This is a genomic window from Microbacterium sp. CCNWLW41 (assembly GCF_037083505.1).
In genome coordinates, this window is the sequence record NZ_JBAOJP010000007.1 from 313190 (window position 1) to 334826 (window position 21637).

At 70.3% G+C, this 21637-nt stretch carries 19 protein-coding genes; 2 read left to right on the top strand and 17 right to left on the bottom strand.

From position 1 onward, the window contains the following. Nucleotides 1-125 precede the first annotated feature (125 nt). The 3 genes from serA to V6R91_RS24160 form a co-directional block, all read right to left on the bottom strand. The gene (gene serA / locus V6R91_RS24150) at nucleotides 126-1745 is read right to left on the bottom strand and encodes a phosphoglycerate dehydrogenase (RefSeq protein WP_336397393.1); all 1620 of its coding nucleotides are present in this window, start codon (nucleotides 1743-1745) and stop codon (nucleotides 126-128) included. 163 nt (nucleotides 1746-1908) lie between these two features. Beyond that, a complete protein-coding gene (locus V6R91_RS24155; protein WP_271063095.1) occupies nucleotides 1909-2241 on the bottom strand; it encodes a hypothetical protein in 333 nt (110 codons plus the stop codon). A 17-nt stretch (nucleotides 2242-2258) separates the two neighbouring features. After that, nucleotides 2259-2768, bottom strand: a complete 510-nt coding sequence (locus tag V6R91_RS24160; RefSeq protein ID WP_336397394.1) for a hypothetical protein — start codon at nucleotides 2766-2768, stop codon at nucleotides 2259-2261. Between the two features lie 69 nt (nucleotides 2769-2837). Between V6R91_RS24160 and V6R91_RS24165 the strand changes: the two genes are divergently transcribed. Continuing rightward, nucleotides 2838-3812 carry a hypothetical protein gene (locus V6R91_RS24165; protein WP_336397395.1) on the top strand — a complete coding sequence of 325 codons (975 nt, stop codon included), beginning with the start codon at nucleotides 2838-2840 and terminating at the stop codon, nucleotides 3810-3812. Between the two features lie 186 nt (nucleotides 3813-3998). On the opposite strand, the gene V6R91_RS24170 is transcribed toward V6R91_RS24165, so the two are convergent. From V6R91_RS24170 to otsB, 12 genes are all read right to left on the bottom strand, one after another. Next, complete coding sequence (locus V6R91_RS24170; RefSeq protein ID WP_336397396.1) at nucleotides 3999-5348, bottom strand: alpha-L-fucosidase; 1350 nt, start codon at nucleotides 5346-5348, stop codon at nucleotides 3999-4001. Beyond that, entirely contained in the window at nucleotides 5345-6799 is a 1455-nt protein-coding gene (locus V6R91_RS24175) for a sulfatase family protein (protein WP_336397397.1), read from the bottom strand. Before V6R91_RS24175 ends, V6R91_RS24170 begins: the two co-directional genes overlap by 4 nt. Next, nucleotides 6799-7698, bottom strand: coding sequence for a carbohydrate ABC transporter permease (locus tag V6R91_RS24180; protein ID WP_336397398.1), 900 nt, complete (start codon nucleotides 7696-7698; stop codon nucleotides 6799-6801). Before V6R91_RS24180 ends, V6R91_RS24175 begins: the two co-directional genes overlap by 1 nt. Continuing rightward, nucleotides 7691-8605, bottom strand: coding sequence for a carbohydrate ABC transporter permease (locus tag V6R91_RS24185; RefSeq protein WP_271062975.1), 915 nt, complete (start codon nucleotides 8603-8605; stop codon nucleotides 7691-7693). Before V6R91_RS24185 ends, V6R91_RS24180 begins: the two co-directional genes overlap by 8 nt. A gap of 58 nt (nucleotides 8606-8663) precedes the next feature. Further along, entirely contained in the window at nucleotides 8664-9935 is a 1272-nt protein-coding gene (locus tag V6R91_RS24190) for an ABC transporter substrate-binding protein (protein WP_336397399.1), read from the bottom strand. 217 nt (nucleotides 9936-10152) lie between these two features. Next, nucleotides 10153-11463 (bottom strand): sulfatase-like hydrolase/transferase, encoded by a 1311-nt coding sequence (locus V6R91_RS24195; RefSeq protein WP_336397400.1) that lies wholly within the window; start codon nucleotides 11461-11463, stop codon nucleotides 10153-10155. Between the two features lie 74 nt (nucleotides 11464-11537). Further along, nucleotides 11538-12803 carry an alpha-L-fucosidase gene (locus tag V6R91_RS24200; RefSeq protein WP_336397401.1) on the bottom strand — a complete coding sequence of 422 codons (1266 nt, stop codon included), beginning with the start codon at nucleotides 12801-12803 and terminating at the stop codon, nucleotides 11538-11540. Nucleotides 12804-13073: 270 nt separating this feature from the next. Further along, on the bottom strand, nucleotides 13074-14102 hold the full coding sequence (ilvC, locus tag V6R91_RS24205; protein WP_067245754.1) for a ketol-acid reductoisomerase: 1029 nt from the start codon (nucleotides 14100-14102) through the stop codon (nucleotides 13074-13076). A 62-nt stretch (nucleotides 14103-14164) separates the two neighbouring features. Then, nucleotides 14165-14674 carry an acetolactate synthase small subunit gene (ilvN, locus tag V6R91_RS24210; protein ID WP_067245751.1) on the bottom strand — a complete coding sequence of 170 codons (510 nt, stop codon included), beginning with the start codon at nucleotides 14672-14674 and terminating at the stop codon, nucleotides 14165-14167. 3 nt (nucleotides 14675-14677) lie between these two features. Then, complete coding sequence (locus V6R91_RS24215; protein WP_067245747.1) at nucleotides 14678-16480, bottom strand: acetolactate synthase large subunit; 1803 nt, start codon at nucleotides 16478-16480, stop codon at nucleotides 14678-14680. Between the two features lie 63 nt (nucleotides 16481-16543). After that, nucleotides 16544-18277, bottom strand: coding sequence for a dihydroxy-acid dehydratase (ilvD, locus tag V6R91_RS24220; protein WP_067245744.1), 1734 nt, complete (start codon nucleotides 18275-18277; stop codon nucleotides 16544-16546). A 9-nt stretch (nucleotides 18278-18286) separates the two neighbouring features. Then, the gene (otsB, locus tag V6R91_RS24225) at nucleotides 18287-19090 is read right to left on the bottom strand and encodes a trehalose-phosphatase (RefSeq protein ID WP_336397402.1); all 804 of its coding nucleotides are present in this window, start codon (nucleotides 19088-19090) and stop codon (nucleotides 18287-18289) included. Nucleotides 19091-19232: 142 nt separating this feature from the next. Here otsB and V6R91_RS24230 point away from each other — a divergent pair, with 142 nt between their 5' ends. Then, complete coding sequence (locus tag V6R91_RS24230) at nucleotides 19233-19883, top strand: GyrI-like domain-containing protein (RefSeq protein ID WP_336397403.1); 651 nt, start codon at nucleotides 19233-19235, stop codon at nucleotides 19881-19883. Between the two features lie 14 nt (nucleotides 19884-19897). Here the strand turns inward: V6R91_RS24230 and V6R91_RS24235 are convergent, their stop codons facing one another. After that, the gene (locus V6R91_RS24235) at nucleotides 19898-20188 is read right to left on the bottom strand and encodes a DUF3467 domain-containing protein (protein ID WP_067245735.1); all 291 of its coding nucleotides are present in this window, start codon (nucleotides 20186-20188) and stop codon (nucleotides 19898-19900) included. 23 nt (nucleotides 20189-20211) lie between these two features. Continuing rightward, nucleotides 20212-21627 (bottom strand): alpha,alpha-trehalose-phosphate synthase (UDP-forming), encoded by a 1416-nt coding sequence (locus V6R91_RS24240; protein ID WP_336397404.1) that lies wholly within the window; start codon nucleotides 21625-21627, stop codon nucleotides 20212-20214. Nucleotides 21628-21637: the final 10 nt, after the last annotated feature.

The window sequence follows — 21637 nt, forward strand, 5'->3', positions numbered from 1 at the left end:
CCCCCCGCCCCCGCCCGCCCCCCCCCCCCCCCCCCCCCCCCCCCCCCCCCCCCCCCCCCCCCCCCCCGCCCCCCCCCCCCCCCCCCCCCCCCCCGCCGCAGCTCCGGCGGGCCGCAGGACGGTCGTCAGACCTCGGTGATCTCGATCTGGCGGAAGACGTCCGCGTCGATCTCCGCCCGGACCTCGTCCAGAAGCTCCTCCGCGACCGGGGAGTCGAGCGTGAGCACGCTCAGCGCCTGGGCCCCGGCCGCCTCGCGGGCGATCTGCATCCCGGCGATGTTGATCCCGGCCTCCCCGAAGCGCTGGCCGTAGACCGCCACGATGCCGGGGCGGTCGGTGTAGACCATCACGACGTGGTGCTTCTCGATCGGCAGCTCGACCGCGAACTCGTTGATGCCCACCAGCTTCTCGACCTGCTTGGGTCCGGTCAGCGTGCCGGACACCGCCAGCTGCGATCCATCGGAGAGCGCTCCGCGCAGAGTGATGACGTTGCGGTACTCCTCGGACACGTCGTCCTGCAGCAGCCGCACCGCGACACCGCGCTGCTCCGCGAGCAGCGGCGCGTTCACGTAGGACACCGTCTCGCTGACGATGTTCGTGAAGACGCCCTTGAGCGCGGCGAGCTTGAGCACGCTCACGTCGTAGGCGTTCAGCTCGCCGTGCACCTCGACGTCGAGGCTGGTGAGCGGCGACTGGGCGAGCGCGGAGAAGATCTGGCCGAGCTTCTCCACGAGCGGGATGCCCGGGCGCACGTAGGGGTCGATCACGCCGCCGGCGACGTTCACCGCGTCGGGGACGAGATCGCCGCCGAGCGCGAGTCGCACCGAGCGGGCGACCGAGATCCCGGCCTTCTCCTGCGCCTCCTCCGTGCTCGCGCCGAGGTGCGGGGTGACGACGACGTTCGGGAGGTCGAGCAGGGCGCGGGCGCTCCCGCCCTCGGCCGGGGGCTCGGAGGTGAAGACGTCGAGGCCGGCGCCGGCGATCTCGCCCGCGACGAGGGCCTCGTGCAGGGCCTCCTCGTCGATCAGGCCGCCCCGGGCGACGTTGATGACGAAGGCGGTCTTCTTCATCGCCGCGAACTGCTCGGCGCCGATCATGCCCGTGGTCTCGGGCGTCTTCGGCATGTGGATGGTGAGGAAGTCGGACTCCGCGACGAGCTCGTCGAGCGAGACCAGCTGGACGCCCATCTGCTGGGCGCGCGCGCTGGTGACGTAGGGGTCGTAGGCGATGACGCGCATGTCGAAGGCCGCGAGGCGGGCCGCGACCAGTGCGCCGATGCGCCCGAGGCCGACGATGCCGACGGTCTTCTCGAACAGCTCGGCACCGGTGAAGGAGCTGCGCTTCCACGCGCCCGAGGACAGCGAGGCGTGCGCGGCGGGGATGCGGCGCGCGAGGCTCAGGATGTGCCCGACGGTGAGCTCGGCGGCGGAGACGATGTTGGAGGTCGGCGCGTTCACCACCATGACGCCTGCGGTGGTCGCGGCCTTGATGTCGACGTTGTCGAGGCCGACGCCCGCACGGGCCACGACCTTGAGCTTCGGCGCGTGCGTGAGGGCCTCGGCGTCGATCCTCGTGGCGGAGCGGATGAGAACCGCATCCGCCTCGGCGAGCGCGTCGAACAGCGCCGGGCGATCGGTGCCGTCCACCTGGCGGACGTCGAAGTCCGGCCCCAGGGCATCGACGGTGGCCGGAGAGAGGACTTCGGCGAGGAGGACGACGGGCTTCGGCGCGTTCTGATCGGGCACGGTGGGTATCCTTCGGTGCGGGCACACGGCGCGGGGCAGCGCGCAGAGCGGTTCGGGGCCGATGCGCCGCACTCCGTCGGGGGCGCGATCGGTCACACTCTACCGGCTCGCGCGCCCCTCCCCCGACCGTGTGACGACGCCCGCGGCGTCCGGCCGCGAAGGATCAGGCGCCGCCGCCGGAGAGCGCCTTGACCGTGTACCCGACCACGTCGACCCAGAAGACCGCCACGACCCCGAGCCCCGCGAGCAGCACGATCGCGAGCACGCCGAGACCGCGGCGCCGGGTGATCAGGATCGAGACGACGAAGACCAGCACGGGCAGGAGGATCGCGATGACCAGCGCCGCCCACGACGTGGCGTCGATCCCGAGACCCGCCACGGTGACGAGGTAGGCGATGGCGTTCCACACGGCGTAGGCGTAGAACAGCCCGGCGATCCCCAGCAGCGTGTAGAAGAGCCACCGCGGACGCCGGAGGTCCTGGGCCGTCGTCGTCATCGCGGTTCCTTCCCCAGTCACGATCCCACCAGCCCGAACATCACGAACGGCCAGGGCACGAGCAGCACCATCCCGATCACGAGGGCGAGCACGCGGATCCACGACGCCTTGCCCCGGGTCAGCACCCAGGCGGCGACGAACCAGAGCAGCGGCGCGGCCACGGCCAGCCACACGGCGGGCGTGTACATGGGCGCCGGGACGAGGAGCCCGGCGAGCGGGCTCAGCCTCATGCCGCCCACGATCCACCCGACGGCGAAAAGGAGGTAGACGCCGCCGATGATCCCGGTGACGAGGAGCATCGCGTTGCTGAGCCCGGCGGGCTCCCCCACCTCGCCGTCCTCGCCGCCGTCCTCGGCGGTCGCCTCGGTCGCACGCTCGGTCGGCGGTTCCGTCGCGGGCCGGTCCGGCTCGGTCCGGACGTCCTCGCTCCCCCGGCCGACGGCCTTCCAGCCCGCCGGCAGCACGGGGGCCGGACCGTCGGGCTCGTCGCCGTCCCAGCGGAGCGCCTCATCGGGGTCGGGTGTCATGCACCCAGCGTAGCGACGCCGCGCGCGGCACCACTAGGCTCGGTGTCGCACTCCGGGGAAGGGACCACCGTGGCCGAGAAGAGCAGCAAGAAGGACGCGTCCGTCGAGCCGACAGCGCAGGCGAAGGGCGCCGCAACGGCCGGCGCCGCAGACGCCCCCGCGGACCCGCCGGCGAACTGGAAGCCGACGGCGACCGCCAAGGCCACCGCGACGCGGTTCCGGTGGATCGCCGGCGCGCTCTGGGCGCTCGCGATCATCGGCGAGGCCGTGGCGATCTTCTGGCTGCTGCGGCAGCGCGTCTTCGTCGGCGAGGACGGCACGCTGGTCCGCAACCCCGACACGGGCCTGCTCGAGGAGCAGGGCGTCACCGCGCAGTTCCCGCAGTGGGCCTTCATCACGCTGCTCGTGATGCTCGCGGTGATCGCGGCGCTGTCGATCATCGGCTCGATCCTCTGGAAGAAGGCGAACCGGCTGGATCCGGCGCGCAAGTCCGACACCGTGCGGTTCTTCGTGCAGAACCAGCTCGGCGCGATCATCGCCGTCGTGGCGTTCCTGCCGCTGATCATCCTGATCTTCCTCAACAAGGACATGGACAAGGGGCAGAAGACGACGGCGGGGATCGTCGGCATCGCCCTGGCCGCTCTCGCCGTGGTCCTCGGCATCGACTTCAACCCGCCGTCGGTGGAGAAGTACACCGCCGACCAGTCCACGGTGATCCAGCTCCTCGGCAAGGACGAGGTGGTCTGGGTCGACGGCGGCTCGGTCTACCACGTGTGCGACGAGGTGTCCGACATCCAGACCGGCAGCGAGAAGCGCACCGGCACCACCGCGGAGGCCGTCGAGGCCGGCAAGATCCGCCTCACGCTGAAGTTCGCCTCCGAGATGCGCACGTGCGGCCTGGCGGTCCCGGAGAACTCCGACGAGATCACCGACGCCCTGCGGGCGATCCAGGGCGGGCAGGTCGACACCCCTCTGCCCACTCCGGTCTGGGGCGACCCGGCCGACGCGCCGATCCAGATCGAGGACGCCGCTCCGGCGGAGTGACCCTCGTCCCGCGACGCGTCACCCTCGGGTCCCCGCGACGCGTCACCCTCGGGTGAGGACTCCTCGTCCCCGCCGAGACCCCCTCCGCACGCCGAAACCCCCTCCAGGATCGCGCTGCCGGAGGGGGTTTCGGCGGTCTGAGGGGGTCTCGCGAAGGGGAACGACGAGAGACGACGACCGGAGGGCTCAGACGCCGGGGGCGGTGAGCACCGCGACGGGCTCGGACCGGAGAGCCTCCGGGACGGACACGATCCGCGCCGCCCCCTCCGTGACGACCTCCGCCGCCGACCCGTCCGCCCAGCGCAGGGCGGCGCCATCGAGCTCCGACGGCATCTCCGCCTCGCCGTGCGCCGGGTCGAGCAGGTGCAGGTGCACCGCGTCCGCGGAGCGGGTGTAGGCACGCGGCGCGCCCGTCCGCTCTCCCGCGCGAATCCACGGCCGCGTGCCGTAGACCGCGTCGCCGTTGCGCCGCAGCCAGCCGCCCAGCTCCCGCATCGCGCGGCGCTGCAGCTCGGGGATCGCGCCGGACGCGTCCGGCCCGACGTTGATCAGCAGGTTGCCGTTCTTGGACACGACGTCCACGAGCAGACGGATCAGCGCGGCGCCGGACAGGGAGTGCCGTTCGTCCTCGGCCTGATTGAACCCGAACGAGTAGCCGAGCCCGCGCGTCGACTCCCACGGCTCGTCCACGATGTCCGGGACGTGCGTGTACTCGCGGGTGAGGAAGCCATGGTAGGGAACGCCCCAGCGGTCGTTGACGACCCCGTCGGGAACGGCGTCGAAGTACCTCCGCAATAGCGCCGCCACCGCGTAGTCCTCCGAGCCCTTGCCGCCGTCGGGCCACTCGATGTCGTTCCACAGCACGTCCGGCCGGAAGCGCGCGACGAGCTCCTCGAGCTGGGCCGCGGCGTACCGGGCGAAGGGAGCGTCGTTGCGGCGGTACCGGAAGAGATCGGTGTCCGACTCGATGGGCGGGAAGTCGCTCACGTGCCAGTCGAGGGCCCCCGAGTAGTAGACCCCGAAGCGCGCCCCGGCGCGGCGGGTCGCGTCGTGGAATTCCGCGATGAGGTCGCGACGGGGGCCGCGCCGCAGCGCATTGAACCCGGTGGTCTCCGTCCCCCACAGGCAGAATCCCTCGTGGTGCTTCGTCGTCGGGACGACGTAGCGCGCTCCCGCGTCGACGAGCTCGCCGACGAAGGAGTCCGCATCGAAGGCCGACGCGTCCCACAGGTCTGCGAGGTCCTCGTACGAGGTGCCGGGCCCGTACAGGCTCTGATGGCGCTCCCACGTCGGGCTCCCGGCGATCCGCACGGTGTTGCCGTACCACTCGGCGTACTGGTGCCACGCGTACGCGTCCTCGGTCGGGATGTTCACGCCCTCGCCGTGCTGCACCGCCCAGGCGGGCACGGAGTAGAGCCCCCAGTGCACGAAGAAGCCCAGCTTGGCGTCCCGGTACCACTCCGGAACGCCCTGGGTCGGATACTGCGGCGCGGCGGCGCCGAAGTCCGGTCCCGTCCGCTGCTCGAAGTTCATCATGCCGGGGTGTCCTCCTCGTGTCGTCGATTCGCGGCGGGCGACGCCTGCGCATGCCCCGTGCCGAAGCCGGTCGCGGCGACGTACTCGTCGTACATGCGGGCAGCGCGCCCGCGCTGCTCCGCCCAGCGGTCCTCCCTCTCGCCGGGGTCGGCGGCGAGGTCGTAGAACTGCCCGTCCGGGGCGCCCGGGGCGACGGGTGCCCCGACGGGATCGCTGAAGCCACCGGACCCGGTCGAGAAGATCGCCTTCGCCGGCCCGGAGCGCAGCGCGAGCGCCCCGTCGAACGCCTGCTGGCCGATCAGCCGAGGCGCCGGGCGCGGGTCTTCCGCCCGGAGGCCGGGAAGGATCACGCCGTCGCCGCCCACCGCCGTCGCTCCGGCGAGCGCGGCCGCGGTCGGGAGGACATCGAGCAACGAGACCGGTTCATCGATCTCCGCCCGGTCGATGCCGGGGCCGGCGAGGATCAGCGGGACGCGGTGGCCGCCCTCCCAGATGTCGGCCTTCTGGCCCCGCCAGGCGCCGTTGGGCCGATGCCGTTCGACGTCGCCGTCCTCGGGAAAGATCATCGGCGCGCCGTTGTCGCTCGTGAAGACCACGACCGTGTTCGACAGCTCCCCGATCTCCTCGAGGGCCGCCAGGAGCTCCCCCATCATCCAGTCGACCAGGTGGACGGAATCCCCGCGCGCGCCCGCCCGTGACGCTCCGCGGACGAACGCCGGAGGCACGCACGGCCGGTGCGGCGCGGCCGAGGCGACGTACGCGAAGAACGGCGCCCCACCCGCCTGCGCGCGGATCCAGTCGGCGGCCTCGCGGGCGAAGCGGACGTCGACCTGGTCGTCCTGCCAGTCCTCGACCTGCAGGCCGGGGCGCTGCGAGGTGATGAGCGGGCTCTTCTCCCGGTCCGGCACTCCGAGCGTGCGGTCCTGGTCCAGGAAGCAGTAGGGAGGCATGTCGAGCGAACCGGTGATGCCGAAGAAGCGGTCGAAGCCGTGATCGAGCGGCCCGTCCCGGAACGGCTTCGCATAGTCGATGTCTCGGCCGTCGCCCTGCATGTCGGACACGAACTCCCCGTCGAACGCGGAGGGCCTGGACCCGTCGTGCAGCGTCCAGCCGAGGCCGAGGTGCCACTTCCCGAAGGCGCCGGTCCGGTAGCCCGCGTCCCGCAGCACCGTCGCGAGGGTCGTCTGACCGTCGCGCAGGATGGATGGATCCGCGCCGCCCAGGACGCCTTCCTGGAGCGGGCTGCGCCAGGGGTACTCGCCGGTGAGCAGGCTGTAGCGGCTGGGAGAGCAGACCGCCGACGACGCGTGCGCGTCGGTGTAGCGGACGCCGCGCGCGGCGAGCGCGTCGATGACCGGCGTCGGGATGGCCTCGGCCCCGTAGCAGCCGAGGTCGCCCCACCCCAGGTCGTCCGCCAGGAAGACGAGGACGTTCGGGCGCCGCGCGACCATCAGCGTCCCGCCAATCCGACCGTCGCGATGCCCTTCACGAGGTGCTTCTGGAGCAGGATCACGACGAGCATCGTCGGCGCGATCGAGATCACCGAGGCCGCGATGATGAGGTTCCACGCGGCGCCGTGCTCCCCCACGAACGTCGACAGGCCCAACGGCACGGTCCCGAGCTCCCGGACGTCGTTGACCGCGATGAGCGGCCACAGGAAGCTGTTCCAATAGGTGATGAAGGTCCAGACCGCCAGCACCGCGAGCGAGGGCTTGGCCAGGGGCAGGATGATCTTCCAGAACGTCCGCCAGTTCGAGCAGCCGTCCATGCGGGAGGCCTCGACGAGCTCGTAGGGCAGCGTCGTGAAGAACTGCCGGAGCAGGAACGTCCCGAACGCACCGAAGGCCCACGGCAGGATGAGCGCCTGCCAGGTGTTGATCCAGCCGAGCTTCTGCATCAGCAGGAACATCGGGATGACCAGCACCTCCTGCGGGATCATCATCGTCGCGAGGTAGGCGAGCATCGTCTGGTCGCGGCCGCGCCAGCGCAGGATCCCGAAGGAGTACGCGGCCAGGGAGGACACGACGAGCACGATGATCGTGCCCAGGACCGAGACCATCAGGCCGTTCAGGATGTATTTCATGAACGGCGCGGCCGTGAAGACGTCCACGTAGTTCTGCCAGCGCAGCTCGCTGCCGAACAGCGAGGGCGGGCTCTGGAAGATCTCGCCGTTCGGCTTCAGCGACGACGTGATCGTGAAGATGATCGGGAACAGGAACAGCAGCGTCACGACGAGCAGCAGCACCTCGCTGCCGACCGCGAACGTGCGACGCCCCGTCGCGCGGCTGCTCCGCACGGCGCTGCGTGCAGTGCCCGCGCGGGCGGCTCGGGTCATGGTCGACTCACTCATAGTGCACCCACTTCTTCTGGCCGCTCCACTGGATGAGCGTCACGACGAGGATCAGGCCGAACAGCACCATGGCGGGCGCCGCGGCGGCGCCCAGCTGCCCGCCCTGGAACGCCGTCTGATAGACGTTCATCACGACGGTGATGGTCGAGGTGCCCGGGCCTCCCGCGGTCATGATGTAGGGCTCGTTGAAGATCTGGAACGCCTGGATGAGCGTCACGGTCGAGGCGAAGAAGATCGCCGGGGTCATGAGCGGGATCTTGATCTGGAAGAGCTGGCGGATCCGTCCGGCCCCGTCCAGGGAGGCGGCGGCGAGCACGTCGTCCGGGAGCTGGTCGATCGCCGCGGAGAAGATCAGGAGGTTGTAGCCGAAGCCCTGCCAGATGATGACCGCGACCACCGCCACGAGTGCGGTGGAGCTCGATCCCAGGACGTTCGGGAGGTCGATGCCGAACGCGCCGGCGAGCCAGTCGACGACGCCTCCGGGCTGGTAGAGCAGCTTCCAGATGATCGCCGTCGCGACCGACGGGGTCACCACGGGGAGGAAGAAGAGGACCCGGTAGAGCTGACGGAACCGGCTCGTGGAGATCCAGAACGCCATCGCGACCGTGAGCACCAGGTTCAGCGGCACCACGATGGCCGTGAAGACGATCGTGTTCACGAGCGCCGCGGGGAAGTCGCTCCCCGGGGCGAAGAGCGCCGCGTAGTTGTCCCCGCCCGCGAAGCTCACGTCGCCCCACGTCGGCCAGTGGAACAGGCTAGTGACGATCGCGAGCACCGAGGGGAACGCCACGAACACCGTGAGCCCGATGGCACTGGGGCTGAGGAACGCCAGGGCGGCGCCCTGCTCCCCCTGCCGCCTTCTCTTGCGGCGTCCGCGCTGCGGCGTGCCGGCGGTGATGGCCGTCATGGGTACCTTTCGATCGGCGGAGCGGGGACCCGCTGGTCCCCGCTCCGGCGCTTCGTGCTTACTTCGAGGAGCTCTGGACCTTCTCCAGCGCCTCGTCCGGGCTGGTGCTGCCGGTGTAGGCGAGGATGAACTCGCGAGCGATCAGCTTCGTGGTCTGGTCCCAGGCCGCCGTGCTGATGAACGGGGTCGCCATGTCGCTGGACGCGGTCATCACGGCCTTCGCCTGCTCGGAGTATCCCGGGGTCTTCGTGTCGACCGTGGCGGCGAGCGCCTCGTAGAACGCGGCCTCCGGAGCCAGGCGCGCCGGCGAGGTGCCGCCCTCGGCCGCCGCGGTCTGCGCCTCCTCGCCGGTCAGGACGGCGATCGCCTTGGCCGCCTCCTCCTTGTGCTCGCAGGTCTTCGAGATCGCGAAGCCGGAGTTCGCGGAATAGGTGCCGCCGCCGTTCGCGCCCTGCGGGAGCGCCACGACGCCCACGTTGAAGGTGGCGTCCGTCGCGTCGGAGGCGATGTTCCACGTGCCGTCGACGGCCATGCCGACGTTGCCGGCGACGAACTGCTGCTCACCCCACGGGACGTCCGACGCGCTGGCGGGGACGAGGGCGACCTTCTGGTCCGTGGCCAGTCCGCTGTACCAGGAGAAGCTCTCCTTCATGTCGGCGTTGGTGAGGTCCAGCTCTCCGCCGTCGGTGATCGGCCGGGCGCCGTTGTTCGCGAGCAGGAGGGAGAACATGTGCAGGTCGGAGAAGGACTCGCCGAAGCCGGGCTTGCCGGTCTTCTCGGTGAGCGTCTTGGCCGCGGCCTCGAAGTCCTCGATCGACCAGTCGTTGGTCGGCTCGGGGATGCCCGCGGCGGCGAACATGTCCTTGTTGTAGTAGAGGACCAGGGTGCCGAGCCCGTAGGGAACCGCGTACTGCTCGCCGTCCACCTGGAGCGCCTTGAGCGCGCCCGGGTTCCACTCGGACTCGTCGAATCCGGCCTTCTCCATCAGCGGGCCGATGGGCTCCAGCGCGTCCTTGAACGCCGGCAGGCGCAGGCTCTGCATGCTGACGATGCAGGGAGCCGTGCCCGCGGCGAGCTGCGACTGCAGCTTGGTGAAGTAGTCCGCGAACGGGACGGTCGACAGGTTGACCGAGATCGCGGGCTCGGCGTCGGTCACATCCGCGGCCAGGCCCTTCCACACGTCGTTGCGCGAGCCCTGATCCCAGAAGCCCCACTCCAGCGTGACGTCGCCGCCGTCGGCGGATCCGCCGTCGGACGAGCACCCGGCGAGGGCGCCGACCACAGCGGCCGCGGCAACAGCGGCCGCCGCGGTCCTGGTGAACTTTGACATGGCTTCTCCTTCATCGCAGAGGGCGGTCGGCCTCGGGGGTCCCGGCCGATCGATGTGTGGACAGACGACCTTCGGATGTCCGTGAGAAGACTACCCGAACATCGGATGTTTGACGAAATAATGCTCTGCAGGTTTCATCAACCCCAGGGAAACACGGGGGCCTGTGCCCGAGAAGGCAGTGAAAGGGCGAGCCGCGGACACAGATACGTCGGAGCACTCACCGGCCAGCTCCCGGCATCACCGAGACCCAGTCCCCGTGGTGGCGCCGGAAGCGGTCGAGCTCGCGCTGAAGTCGTTCGACGACATCGGGCCGTGAGGAGGCCAGGTCCCGCCGCTCCCCCGGGTCGGCCGCCAGGTCGAACAGCGCCGTCTCGACGGCGGGCGGTCCGTCCATCCCCTCGCGGGCAGAGGAGACGAGCTTGTAGTCCCCCTCGCGCACTGCCCACTGCCCGTCGTAGGTCCAGCACAGAGGGCGGACCTCCTCCGTGCGCTCGCCCCGCCAGCGGGGCAGGACGCTGCGTCCGTCCAGGTCGTCGCCCACGTGCTCCTCGCCGTCCACGGCGTGCAGCACGGTCGGCAGCAGATCCATCATCGCGCCGGGCTCGTCGTCGACCCGCGGGGCGAGACTCCCGCACCAGCGCACGATCGCCGGGACGCGGATGCCGCCTTCGAAGACCGATCCCTTCGAGCCGCGCAGCCCGCCGGTCGACCCGCCATGATAGGAGACCTCCTCGCCATCGAGCCAGTTGCGGCTCTCCCGGGAGGGCCCGTTGTCCGACGAGAAGAAGACGATGGTCCGTTCCTCGAGCCCGTGGGCCTCGACCCGGTCGAGGATCACCTGGATCGCATCGTCCATGGCGGTGATCATCGCCGCCATGATCCGCCGGTCCTCGGGCAGGTGGGCGTACCGCTCGACATACTCCTGCGGGGCGTGCATCGGATAATGCGGCGCATTGAAGGGGACGAAGCAGAAGAACGGCCGGTCGGCGTGGCGGTCCACGAAGTCGGCCGCCCGACGGCCGATCTCGGTCGTGAGGTACCGGCCGTTCGCCCAGACCTCGTCCTCGTTCTCCCACAGGTCGTGGATCGGGTTGTGCTGGCCCCAGTAGTAGATGTGCGAGTAGTAGTCGACGCAGCCGGCGCGGAAGCCGAAGTACTCGTCGAACCCGTAGCGGGTCGGACCGTACTCCGCCGCCGCGCCCAGGTGCCACTTGCCGAAGATCCCCGTGGCGTAGCCGCGCTCACGCAGCGCCTCCGCCAGTGTGCGCTGCGGCGGGAGACCCGGCGTCCGCCGCGTCCCCGCGAGGATCGACTCCACCCCCGCGTGCGCCGGGTAGAGCCCCGTCAGCAACGAGGCCCGGGACGGCGAGCACACCGGCGAGTTGGCGTACCAGTCCGTCATGCGCACGCCCTCGGCCGCCAACCGGTCGAGCGCCGGGGTCCGCACGTCGGGCGAGCCGTAGCAGCCGAGATCCCCCCATCCCAGGTCGTCCGCGTAGATCACGATCACGTTCGGCTGGGCGGGCATCCAATGTTCCTTCCTCGCAGACCGGGGGGCTCGTCCAGTCTGGCACAGACATCGGATGTCTTTGCGCCGGCAGATCAGTCGTCGCCGACGGTGAGCTCGATGACGGGCACGAGCACATCCGGGCGACGGATCGGGAGGTGCACGCTCAGCGACCCCTCCGCCTCACCCGCAGGGGTCATCAGATCCGCCTGTCGCGCGGGGTCGCTCGCGGAGGTCCGCAGCCACGACCCGTCGTTCAGCAGACGCGCGAACGACACCTTCCCCGCCAGGCCCGGCAGATGCACGACGCCGAGCGGCCAGCGGAACAGGTGCAGGTAGAGACGATCCCCGCGGCGCGTGTAGACCCCTTCCCGAGGAGGGGTGAGCGGTGAATGACCGGCACCGACGATCGCCCGGCGGTGAAGGCGTAGCCATTCGCCGATCTCGGCGAGCACCTGTTCGTCGCGACGGGAGATCGCGCCGCGGCCGTCCGGTCCGATGTTCAGCAGCATGTTGCCGCCCATCGCGACCGAGTCCGCCAGCATCTGCACCAGCAGGGTCGCGGACTTCTGGTCGTGATTGTCGCGGTGGTAGCCCCACGACCCGTTGATCGTCTGACACGCCTCCCACACCTGGGGCTCCCCGTCCCGCATCAGGGGCGCCGTGGGCTGGTACTGCTCCGGCGTCACCAGATCCGCGGGGATCCCCAGGCGGTCGTTCACGAGCATGTCCGGCCGGAGCCGCCGACACAGGGCCAGCAGTCCCTCGGCGTCCCAGTCCTCCGGCCCCTTCCCCGCCCAGCCGTCGCTACTGTCCGGGTAGGTGAAGTCGAAGAAGAGGTAGTCGACGTCGCCGTAACGCGTCAGCAGCTCCTCGACCTGGCCGTGCAGGAAGGCTCGGTACCGGCCCATGTCCCGCTGTTCGTTGCGCCCGTGCTCGGCCTGCGCACCGCGGAGGGGATGATTCGCGTCGACGGTGAAATCCGGGTGATGCCAGTCCAGCAGCGAGTGGTAGAAGCCGACCCGCAGGCCCTCGTCGTGCACCGCGTCCACGAACTCCCGCACCAGGTCCCGCCCGCACGCCGACACCGACGTGAAATCCGTCAGCGCCGAGTCCCACAGGCAGAAGCCGTCGTGGTGCTTCGTCGTGAGCACGACGTACCCCATGCCGGTGGCCTTGGCGCGGCGCGCGATCTCCCGGGCATCGAAGAGGTCGGGGTCGAAGTTCTCGAAGTACGCACGGTACTCCTCCGAGGCGAGCCGCTCGTAGCTCTGGACCCACTCGTGTCTCGCCGCCGTGCTGTACAGGCCGAAATGCACGAACATCCCGAAGCGCGCCTCGTCGAACCACCGCTGTCGCATCTGCCCCTCCTCCGGACTCACCCCATCCTGGCATCGACATCGGATGTCTGGAACGGTCCGATCTGCGCACGTCGGTCGTCGAGGGAACGCAGCGACGCGAAACGCGGTGACCGCCGGAGCGGGTCACCGCGTTTCGTCTCGTCGCTGCGCTCCTCGCTCAACGACCGGGAGGGGAAGGGTCAGCGCGCGGCGCTGCCCTCGACCCAGGCCCGAAGGGCCGGCGGGCGCTCTGCGCCCCGACCAGCACCGTCCTCGCGGACCACGTCGAGGTCAGCGCGCAGCGCTGCCCTCGACGTAGTCCTCGTCCGTCTGCTGCCAGGCGAACAGGGCGCGCAGCTCCTTGCCCGTGGCCTCGATCGGGTGCCCCTGCTCCTTCTCGCGAAGGGCGAGGAACTCCGCCGCGCCGTTGTCCTGATCCTCGATGAAGCGCGTGGCGAAAGCGCCGGACTGGATGTCGGCCAGCACGTCCTTCATCCGCTCCTTCACCCCGGCGTCGATGACGCGCGGGCCCGAGACGTAGTCGCCGAACTCGGCCGTGTCGGAGATCGACCAGCGCTGCTTGGCGATGCCGCCCTCCCACATGAGGTCCACGATGAGCTTCAGCTCGTGCAGCACCTCGAAGTAGGCGATCTGCGGCTGGTAGCCGGCCTCGACCAGCGTCTCGAAGCCGGCCTGGACGAGGTGGCTCATACCGCCGCACAGCACGGCCTGCTCGCCGAACAGGTCGGTCTCGGTCTCCTCGGTGAAGGTCGTCTTGATGACGCCGGCACGGGTGCCGCCGATCGCCTTCGCGTAGGACAGCGCGGTGGCCCAGGCGTTGCCGGAGGCGTCGCGCTCGACCGCGATGATGTCCGGGATGCCGCGGCCGGCGACGAACTCGCGACGCACGGTGTGACCGGGCGCCTTCGGCGCGACGAGGATGACGTCCACGCCCTCGGGCGCGTCGATGTAGCCGAAGCGGATGTTGAAGCCGTGGGCGAAGGCCAGGGTCTTGCCCGCGGTCAGGTTCGGCGCGATCGCGTCGGCGTAGATCCCGCGCTGGTGCTGGTCCGGCGCCAGGATCATGATGAGGTCGGCCCAAGCGGTGGCGTCCGCGACGTTCTTGACCGGGAAGCCGGCCTCCTCCGCCTTGGCGATCGACTTCGAGCCCTCCTTGAGGGCGATCGCGACCTCGACGCCGGAGTCGCGCAGGTTCATCGCGTGCGCGTGACCCTGCGAGCCGTAGCCGACGATCGCGACCTTCTTGCCCTGGATGATGGACAGGTCCGCGTCGTCGTCGTAGAAGATCTCGGTGCTCACTTTGTCTTTCTCCTTGATAGTGGTTGGTTCGGGGTCCCAGGGCCCCTGAGCGTGTGGGAGGGTCAGCCGCGCAGGACGCGCTCGGTGATGCTCTTGCTGCCGCGGCCGATCGCGAGCAGCCCGGACTGGGCGAGCTCCTTGATGCCGAATGGCTCCAGGGCCCGAAGCAGCGCCTCGACCTTGCCCTTGTCGCCGGTGACCTCGATCACCAGCGCATCGGGGGCGTAGTCGACCACCGACGCGCGGAAGAGGTTGACGACCTCCAGTACGTTGGAGCGGTTGGCGTTGTCCGTGCGGACCTTGACCAGCACGTGCTCGCGGTGCACGGAGGCGGCCGGGTCCAGTTCGACGATCTTGATGACGTTGATGAGCTTGTTCAGCTGCTTCGTCACCTGCTCGAGCGGCAGGTCCTCGACGTCCACGACGACCGTGATGCGCGAGATGCCGGGCACCTCGGTCACGCCCACCGCGAGGGACTCGATGTTGAAGCCGCGACGGGCGAAGAGCCCGGCGACGCGGGTCAGCAGACCGGGGGTGTCCTCGACGAGGAGGCTCAGCACATGGGTGGACACGTCTCAGTCCTCCTCGTCGAACGCCGGCGCGTGGTCGCGCGCGTACTGGACATAGCTGTTGCTGACTCCCTGCGGCACCATCGGCCACACCATCGAGTCCGCGCTCACGACGAAGTCGATCACGACGGGGCGGTCGTTCGTCTCGAGGGCGAGGGTGATCGCGGCGTCGATCTCCTCCTCCTTCTCCACGCGGATCCCGAGGCAGCCGTAGGCCTCCGCGAGCTTCACGAAGTCGGGAACGCGGACCGAGCCGTGGCCCGTGTTGAGGTCCGTGTTGGAGTGACGGCCGTCGTAGAAGAGCGTCTGCCACTGCCGGACCATGCCGAGCGAGGAATTGTTGATGATCGCGACCTTGATCGGGATGTTGTTGATGACGCAGGTGGCGAGCTCCTGGTTGGTCATCTGGAAGCATCCGTCGCCGTCGATCGCCCACACCACGCGGTCGGGCTCGGCGACCTTCGCGCCCATGGCCGCCGGCACCGCGTACCCCATGGTGCCCGCTCCCCCGGAGTTGAGCCAGGAATTGGGGCGCTCGTACTTGATGAACTGCGCCGCCCACATCTGGTGCTGCCCGACCCCGGCGGCGTAGACCGCCTCGGGTCCGGTGAGCTCGCCGATGCGCTGGATCACGTGCTGCGGCGCGAGCAGGCCGTCCGTCGTCGGCGAGAAGCCGAGCGGGAACTCGGTGCGAAGGCCGTCGAGATACGACCACCACTCCTCGATGTCGGGCTTCTGACCGCCGGTGAGGCCGCGGAACGCCGCGTCCAGGTCCGTCAGGACGTCCTTCACGTCGCCCACGATCGGCACGTCGGCGGTGCGGATCTTGGAGATCTCGGCCGGATCGATGTCGACGTGCACGACCTTCGCGTTCGGGGCGAACAGCGCGGCCTTGCCCGTCACGCGGTCGTCGAAGCGCGTCCCGACCGCGAGCAGCAGGTCCGCCTCCTGGAGCGCGAGGACCGCGGGAACCGTCCCGTGCATCCCCGGCATGCCGAGGTGCTGCGGATGCGAGTCCGGGAAGGCGCCGCGCGCCATGAGCGTCGTCACGACGGGCGCGCCCGTCGACTCGGCGAGCTCCTTCAGCTCCGCCGAGGCACGGCCGCGGACGATGCCGCCGCCGACGTACAGCACGGGCTTACGCGACTCGGCCAGCAGCGCGGCGGCCGCCTGGATCTGCTTTCCGTGCGCCTTCGTCACCGGGCGGTACCCGGGCAGGTCGTACTTCGGCGGCCAGACGAACGGAGCCTTGGCCTGCTGGGCGTCCTTGGTGATGTCCACGAGGACCGGGCCGGGGCGCCCGGTGCTGGCCACCTCGAAGGCGGCGGCGATGGCGCCGGGGATGTCCTCGGCGCGCTTGACGAGGAAGGAGTGCTTCGTCACCGGCATCGTGATGCCCACGATGTCGGCCTCCTGGAACGCGTCGGTGCCCATCAGCGTGGAGAACACCTGGCCGGTGATCGCCACGATCGGGATCGAGTCCATGTAGGCGTCGGCGATCGCCGTGACGAGGTTGGTCGCGCCGGGCCCGGAGGTGGCGATCGTGACGCCCACCCGGCCCGAGGCGGTCGCATAGCCCTCGGCGGCGTGACCGCCGCCCTGCTCGTGACGGACGAGGATGTGGCGGACGCCGGTGGAGTCCAGCAGGGGGTCGTAGACCTCCATGATGGCGCCGCCGGGGATGCCGAAGACATCCGTGACCCCGAGGAGCTCGAGGGAACGGACGACGGCTTGGGCTCCCGTCAGTTCGGGAGCGGCTGCAGGACGGGCGGGCGGCCGTGGCACGGCCGGCGCGGAGTCAGCGGTCATGGGATTCCTTGCGATCGATGATCGGATGACGGGGTGGGCGCCGCCGGACCGGCGGCGCGGGCCTCAGCCCGTCGTGGCTCCTTCGGCGGCGGAGCGCACGAGTCGGGAGTACTTGGCAAGAACGCCTCGGGTGTAGCGCGGAGGAAGCGGCTCCCAGCCTTCCCGGCGGGAGCTCAGCTCGGCCTCCTCGACGAGTAGGTCGAGAGTCCGAGCCGCGATATCGACCCGAATCAGATCACCATCGCGCACGAAGGCGATGGGACCGGCGTCCACCGCTTCGGGTGCTATGTGGCCGATGCACAGGCCGGTTGTGCCGCCTGAGAATCGTCCGTCCGTCAAGAGTAGTACATCTTTTCCGAGCCCCGCGCCCTTGATGGCCGCGGTGATCGCCAGCATCTCCCGCATGCCGGGGCCGCCCTTGGGCCCCTCGTAGCGGATGACCACGACGTCGCCGGCGCTGATCTCTCCGGCTTCCAGCGCGTCCATCGCCGCGCGCTCGCGCTCGAACACCCGCGCGGGCCCCTCGAACACGGCGGCGTCGAAGCCGGCCGTCTTCACCACGGCGCCCTCCGGCGCGAGGCTGCCGTGCAGGATCGTCAGGCCGCCGGTGGCGTGGATCGGGTCGTCGAAGCGGCGGATGACGGTGCCGTCGACCGGCTGCGGGTCCAGCTCGCGCAGGTTCTCGGCGAGGGTCTTGCCGGTGACGGTCAGCGCGTCGCCGTGGAGCAGCCCCTCGTCCAGCATCGCCTTCATGATGACCGGGATCCCGCCGTGACGGTCGACGTCGTTCATCACGAACTGGCCGAACGGCTTGAGGTCGCCGACGTGCGGCACCTTGTCGCCGATCCGGTTGAAGTCGTGCAGGGTCAGGTCCACCCCGGCCTCGCGGGCGATCGCGAGCAGGTGGAGCACGACGTTGGTCGAGCCGCCCAGCGCCATCGCGAGCGCCACGGCGTTCTCGAACGCCTCGGGCGTGAGGATGTCCCCGGTGGTGATCCCCAGGCGCAGCAGGTTCACCACGGCCTCGCCGGAGCGGTGCGCGAACTGGTCACGGCGGCGGTCCGCGGACGGCGGCGCGGCGGAGCCCGGAAGGCTCAGGCCGAGCGCCTCGGCGACGGACGCCATCGTGTTCGCCGTGTACATGCCGCCGCACGCGCCCTCACCCGGCGCGAACGCGCACTCGATCCGCTTGAGGTCCTCCTCGCTCATCCGGCCGGACAGGCACGCGCCGACCCCCTCGAAGGAGTCGATGATCGTGATGTCCTTCTCGGTCCCGTCGGACAGCTTCACCCAGCCCGGGGCGATCGACCCGGCGTAGAGGAAGACGCTGGAGAGGTTGAGCCGGGCGCTGGCCATGAGCATGCCGGGGATCGACTTGTCGCACCCGGCGAGCAGGACGGATCCGTCGAGGCGCTCGGCCATCATCACCGTCTCCACCGAGTCGGCGATGACCTCGCGGGAGACGAGGGAGAAGTGCATCCCCTCGTGCCCCATCGAAATGCCGTCGGAGACGGAGATCGTGCCGAACTGCAGCGGGTATCCGCCTCCCGCGTGCACGCCCTCCTTCGCCCCCTGGGCGAGCCGGTCCAGGCTCAGGTTGCACGGCGTGATCTCGTTCCAGCTCGACGCGATGCCGATCTGGGGCTTGTCCCAGTCCGCGTCGCCCATGCCGACGGCACGGAGCATGCCGCGCGAGGTCGTGGCCTCGATGCCGTCGGTGACGACGCGGCTGCGGGGCTTGATGTCGATGTCTGAGCGCGCGGCGAGCGCGCCGGTGGAAGGCTCGTTCGGGGACATGCTCGCAGTCTATTCCTGCGCCGACGCCCGCTCGTGCGCGAGAACGCCGAGGAGCAGGCCCATCCCTTGTGGATCCTCCACACGAAGGACCGCGGCCGTCTCGCCCGGGCCTACGCGGACTCCGACGTCGTCGGGGCCGAGCGTGCGCATGGCGTCCTCGTCGGTGACGTCGTCGCCGGCGAACAGCACGGCGGTGGCGCCGTAGTGCTCCCGCAGCCGCGCGATCGCGGCGTCCTTGCCCTCGCTGCGCCAGGAGAACTCCCGGATGTGGTGACCGGTGCGACGCCGCCAACGCGGGATCCGCTGCGCTGCCCATTCGTCCACGAGGGTGAACGCCCGGTCCTCGTCCTCCTGCGTGGCACGCCGGGCGTGGACGCCGAACCCGAGGCTCTTGGGCTCGAAGTCGATGCCCGGGATCGGGCGGATGAGCTCCTGCACCTCGGCCTCGGTCTCGCGGCGCCCGTCCGGCTCGGCGAGCGCGGCGTCGTCGTCATCGTCGCCGCCGTCCTCTCCCGGGAACCAGTACTGCACGCCGTGCGACCCGGCGAGCGCCAGCAGCGAGTCGTCGGCGTGCTCCGCGATCTCCCGGAGGTGGTGGAGGCTGCGCCCCGAGACGTATGCGACCGTCGTGTCCGGCAGCGCGGCGAGCCGCGCGACCGCCTCGGCCACCTCCGGGAGCGCGCGCGCCGACATCGGGTCGTCGACGTGCGGAGACGCCGTCCCGTCGAAGTCGAGGGCGACGAGCAGCCGCGGAGTCCGGGCGAGGGCACTCAGCGCATGGTCGGCGGTCTCGGGCGTCCAAGGGCGGGTCATCGTTCCTCCGTGTTCGCAAGCGGTCGGTTCCAGTATCCCGTGCCGGTCCCGCGACGCGTCCGAGGACCCCACGCTCACGGACTCTCACATCCCCGCGCACGGTGACGTTGCGGCCGGGCCCCCGCTGTGCTCGGCTGTCCTCATGAGCTCTGAGCGCACCGTCGCCGACCGCCCGGCCGGGAAGGTCGATCTGACCAAGACCCTGGACGCGTACCGGGCGCGCCGCGGCGAGTTCCGTGTCGTGGACGTGCCGCCTCTGCAGTACCTGATGGTGGACGGACACGGCGATCCCAACGCCTCCCCCGACTACGCCTCGGGGATCGAGGCGCTCTATCCGCTCGCCTACGCCCTGAAGTTCGCCAGCAAGCGCGCTCTCGGGCGGGACTACGTCGTCCCACCCTTGGAGGGACTGTGGTGGGCGGAGGACATGGAGACGTTCACCGCGCGCCGCGACAAGTCCCAGTGGGACTGGACGCTGATGATCCTCACCCCCGACTGGATCGGACGGGAGGCGTTCGAGGAGGCTCTCGCCGCCGTTCGTGCGAAGAAGGCCCCGCCCGGCATCGACGACGTGCGTCTGGAGACGCTCGAGGAGGGGCTCTGCGTGCAGACGCTGCACCTCGGGCCGTACGACGACGAGGGGCCCGTCCTGGAACGGATGCACGACGAGATCATCCCGGGCGAGGGACTGCGACGGACCGGCATCCATCACGAGGTCTACTTCAGCGACGCCCGGCGGACCGCGCCCGAGCGTCTGCGCACACTCCTGCGCCAGCCCGTCGAGCGCGTCTGAGGACGACGTCCCGACTATCGACGGCCCTGCTCGGCCTCCCACGCGCTGTACTGCTTCTCCAGCGCCTTCATGATCTCCCACACCTGCGCGGCCGGAACGCGCACGCGGCTCACGAGCTCCGCATCGGCGACCGTCTGCCCGGCGTTCTCCGGATCCGGACGCATGGGCTGAGAGAGGGCGAGGAAGTCGAGCACGAAGGTCTCGCTGGTGTGCCAGACGCCGGCGAAGTCGGCGTAGTGGCCGGCGACCCGGTCGTCGGGGACCTTGACGTTGAGTCGGGGCGGGGAGGACGCGGGCTGGCTCATCACCCCATGCTATGAGGCCTGTCTCAGCCGCGGGCGGCGCGCACCTCCCCGAGAGCCGTGAGGAACGCGGAGGACCACGCCGTCACGTCGTTCTCCAGCACGCGCTTGCGCAGCGCCCGCATGCGACGCCCCTGCTCGGCCGCCGGCATCTCCACCGCCGTCATGATCGCGTCCTTGAGCCCTTCGATGTCGTGGGGGTTGACCCGCACGGCCTGGCGCAGCTCGTCCGCGGCACCGGTGAACTCGCTCAGCACGAGCACGCCGCGGTTGTCGGCACGCGTGGCGACATACTCCTTCGCGACGAGGTTCATCCCGTCGCGCAGAGCCGTCACGAGCATCACGTCGGCGGCCAGGTAGAGCGCGACCATCTCCTCCCGGGGGTGGCCCTGGTGCAGGTAGCGGATGGCGGTGTGGTCCATGGTGTCGTGGTTGCCGTTGATCCGGGCGACCGCGAGCTCGATCTCGTCGCGCAGGTGCACGTAGGCGTCCACCCGCTCGCGGCTCGGGCTCGCGACCTGGACGAAGGTGCAGTCCTCGACGGAGAGGCGGCCCTGGTCGAGGAGCTCGCCGAACGCCTTGATGCGATGCCGGATGCCCTTCGTGTAGTCCAGCCGGTCCACGCCGAGCAGGATCCGCTTGGGGTTCCCGAGCCCCTCCCTGATCTCCGCGGCGCGCGCCTGGATGTCCGGACGCGCCGCGAGCTCGCGGTACGGCCGGGTGTCGATCGAGATGGGGAACGACCGGGCGACGACCGGACGCGTCCCCCCGCCGGGCACCGGCACGGAGACCGTGGACGCCTTGATCTCGTGCTTCAGCCTCCGCCGGACCGCGGTGAGGAAGTACGTGGCGTCCTGGGCCCGCTGGAAGCCGATGACATCGGCGCCGAGCAGTCCCTGGAGCACCTGGTCGCGCCAGGGAAGCTGCGCGTAGAGCCCGTGGGCGGGGAACGGGATGTGGTGGAAGTAGCCGATGGTGAGATCGGGTCGCAGCTCGCGCAGCAGCTGCGGGACGAGCTGGAGCTGGTAGTCGTGCACCCAGACGGTCCCGCCTTCCGAGACCGCCTTCGCCGCCGCCTCGGCGAAGCGCCGGTTCACGCGGACATAGGCGTCCCACCACTCCCGGTGATACTGCGGCGGCGCGATCACGTCGTGGTACAGCGGCCAGATCGTGTCGTTCGCGAAGCCCTCGTAGTACTCCTCGACGTCGGTCGACGAGAGCGTGACCGGGATCAGGCGGATCCCGTCGATCTCGAACGGGGCGAGGTCCAGGTCAGGCTGCCCCGCCCACCCCACCCAGGCGCCGTCCACGTCGTGCATGACGGGTTCGAGAGCAGCGACGAGCCCCCCGGGTGAGCGCCGCCAGGACTCCTCGCCGTCCCCGCTCACCACCCGGTCGACGGGAAGGCGATTGGCGACGACGACGAACTCGGCAGCGGGCATGGTGCTCCTC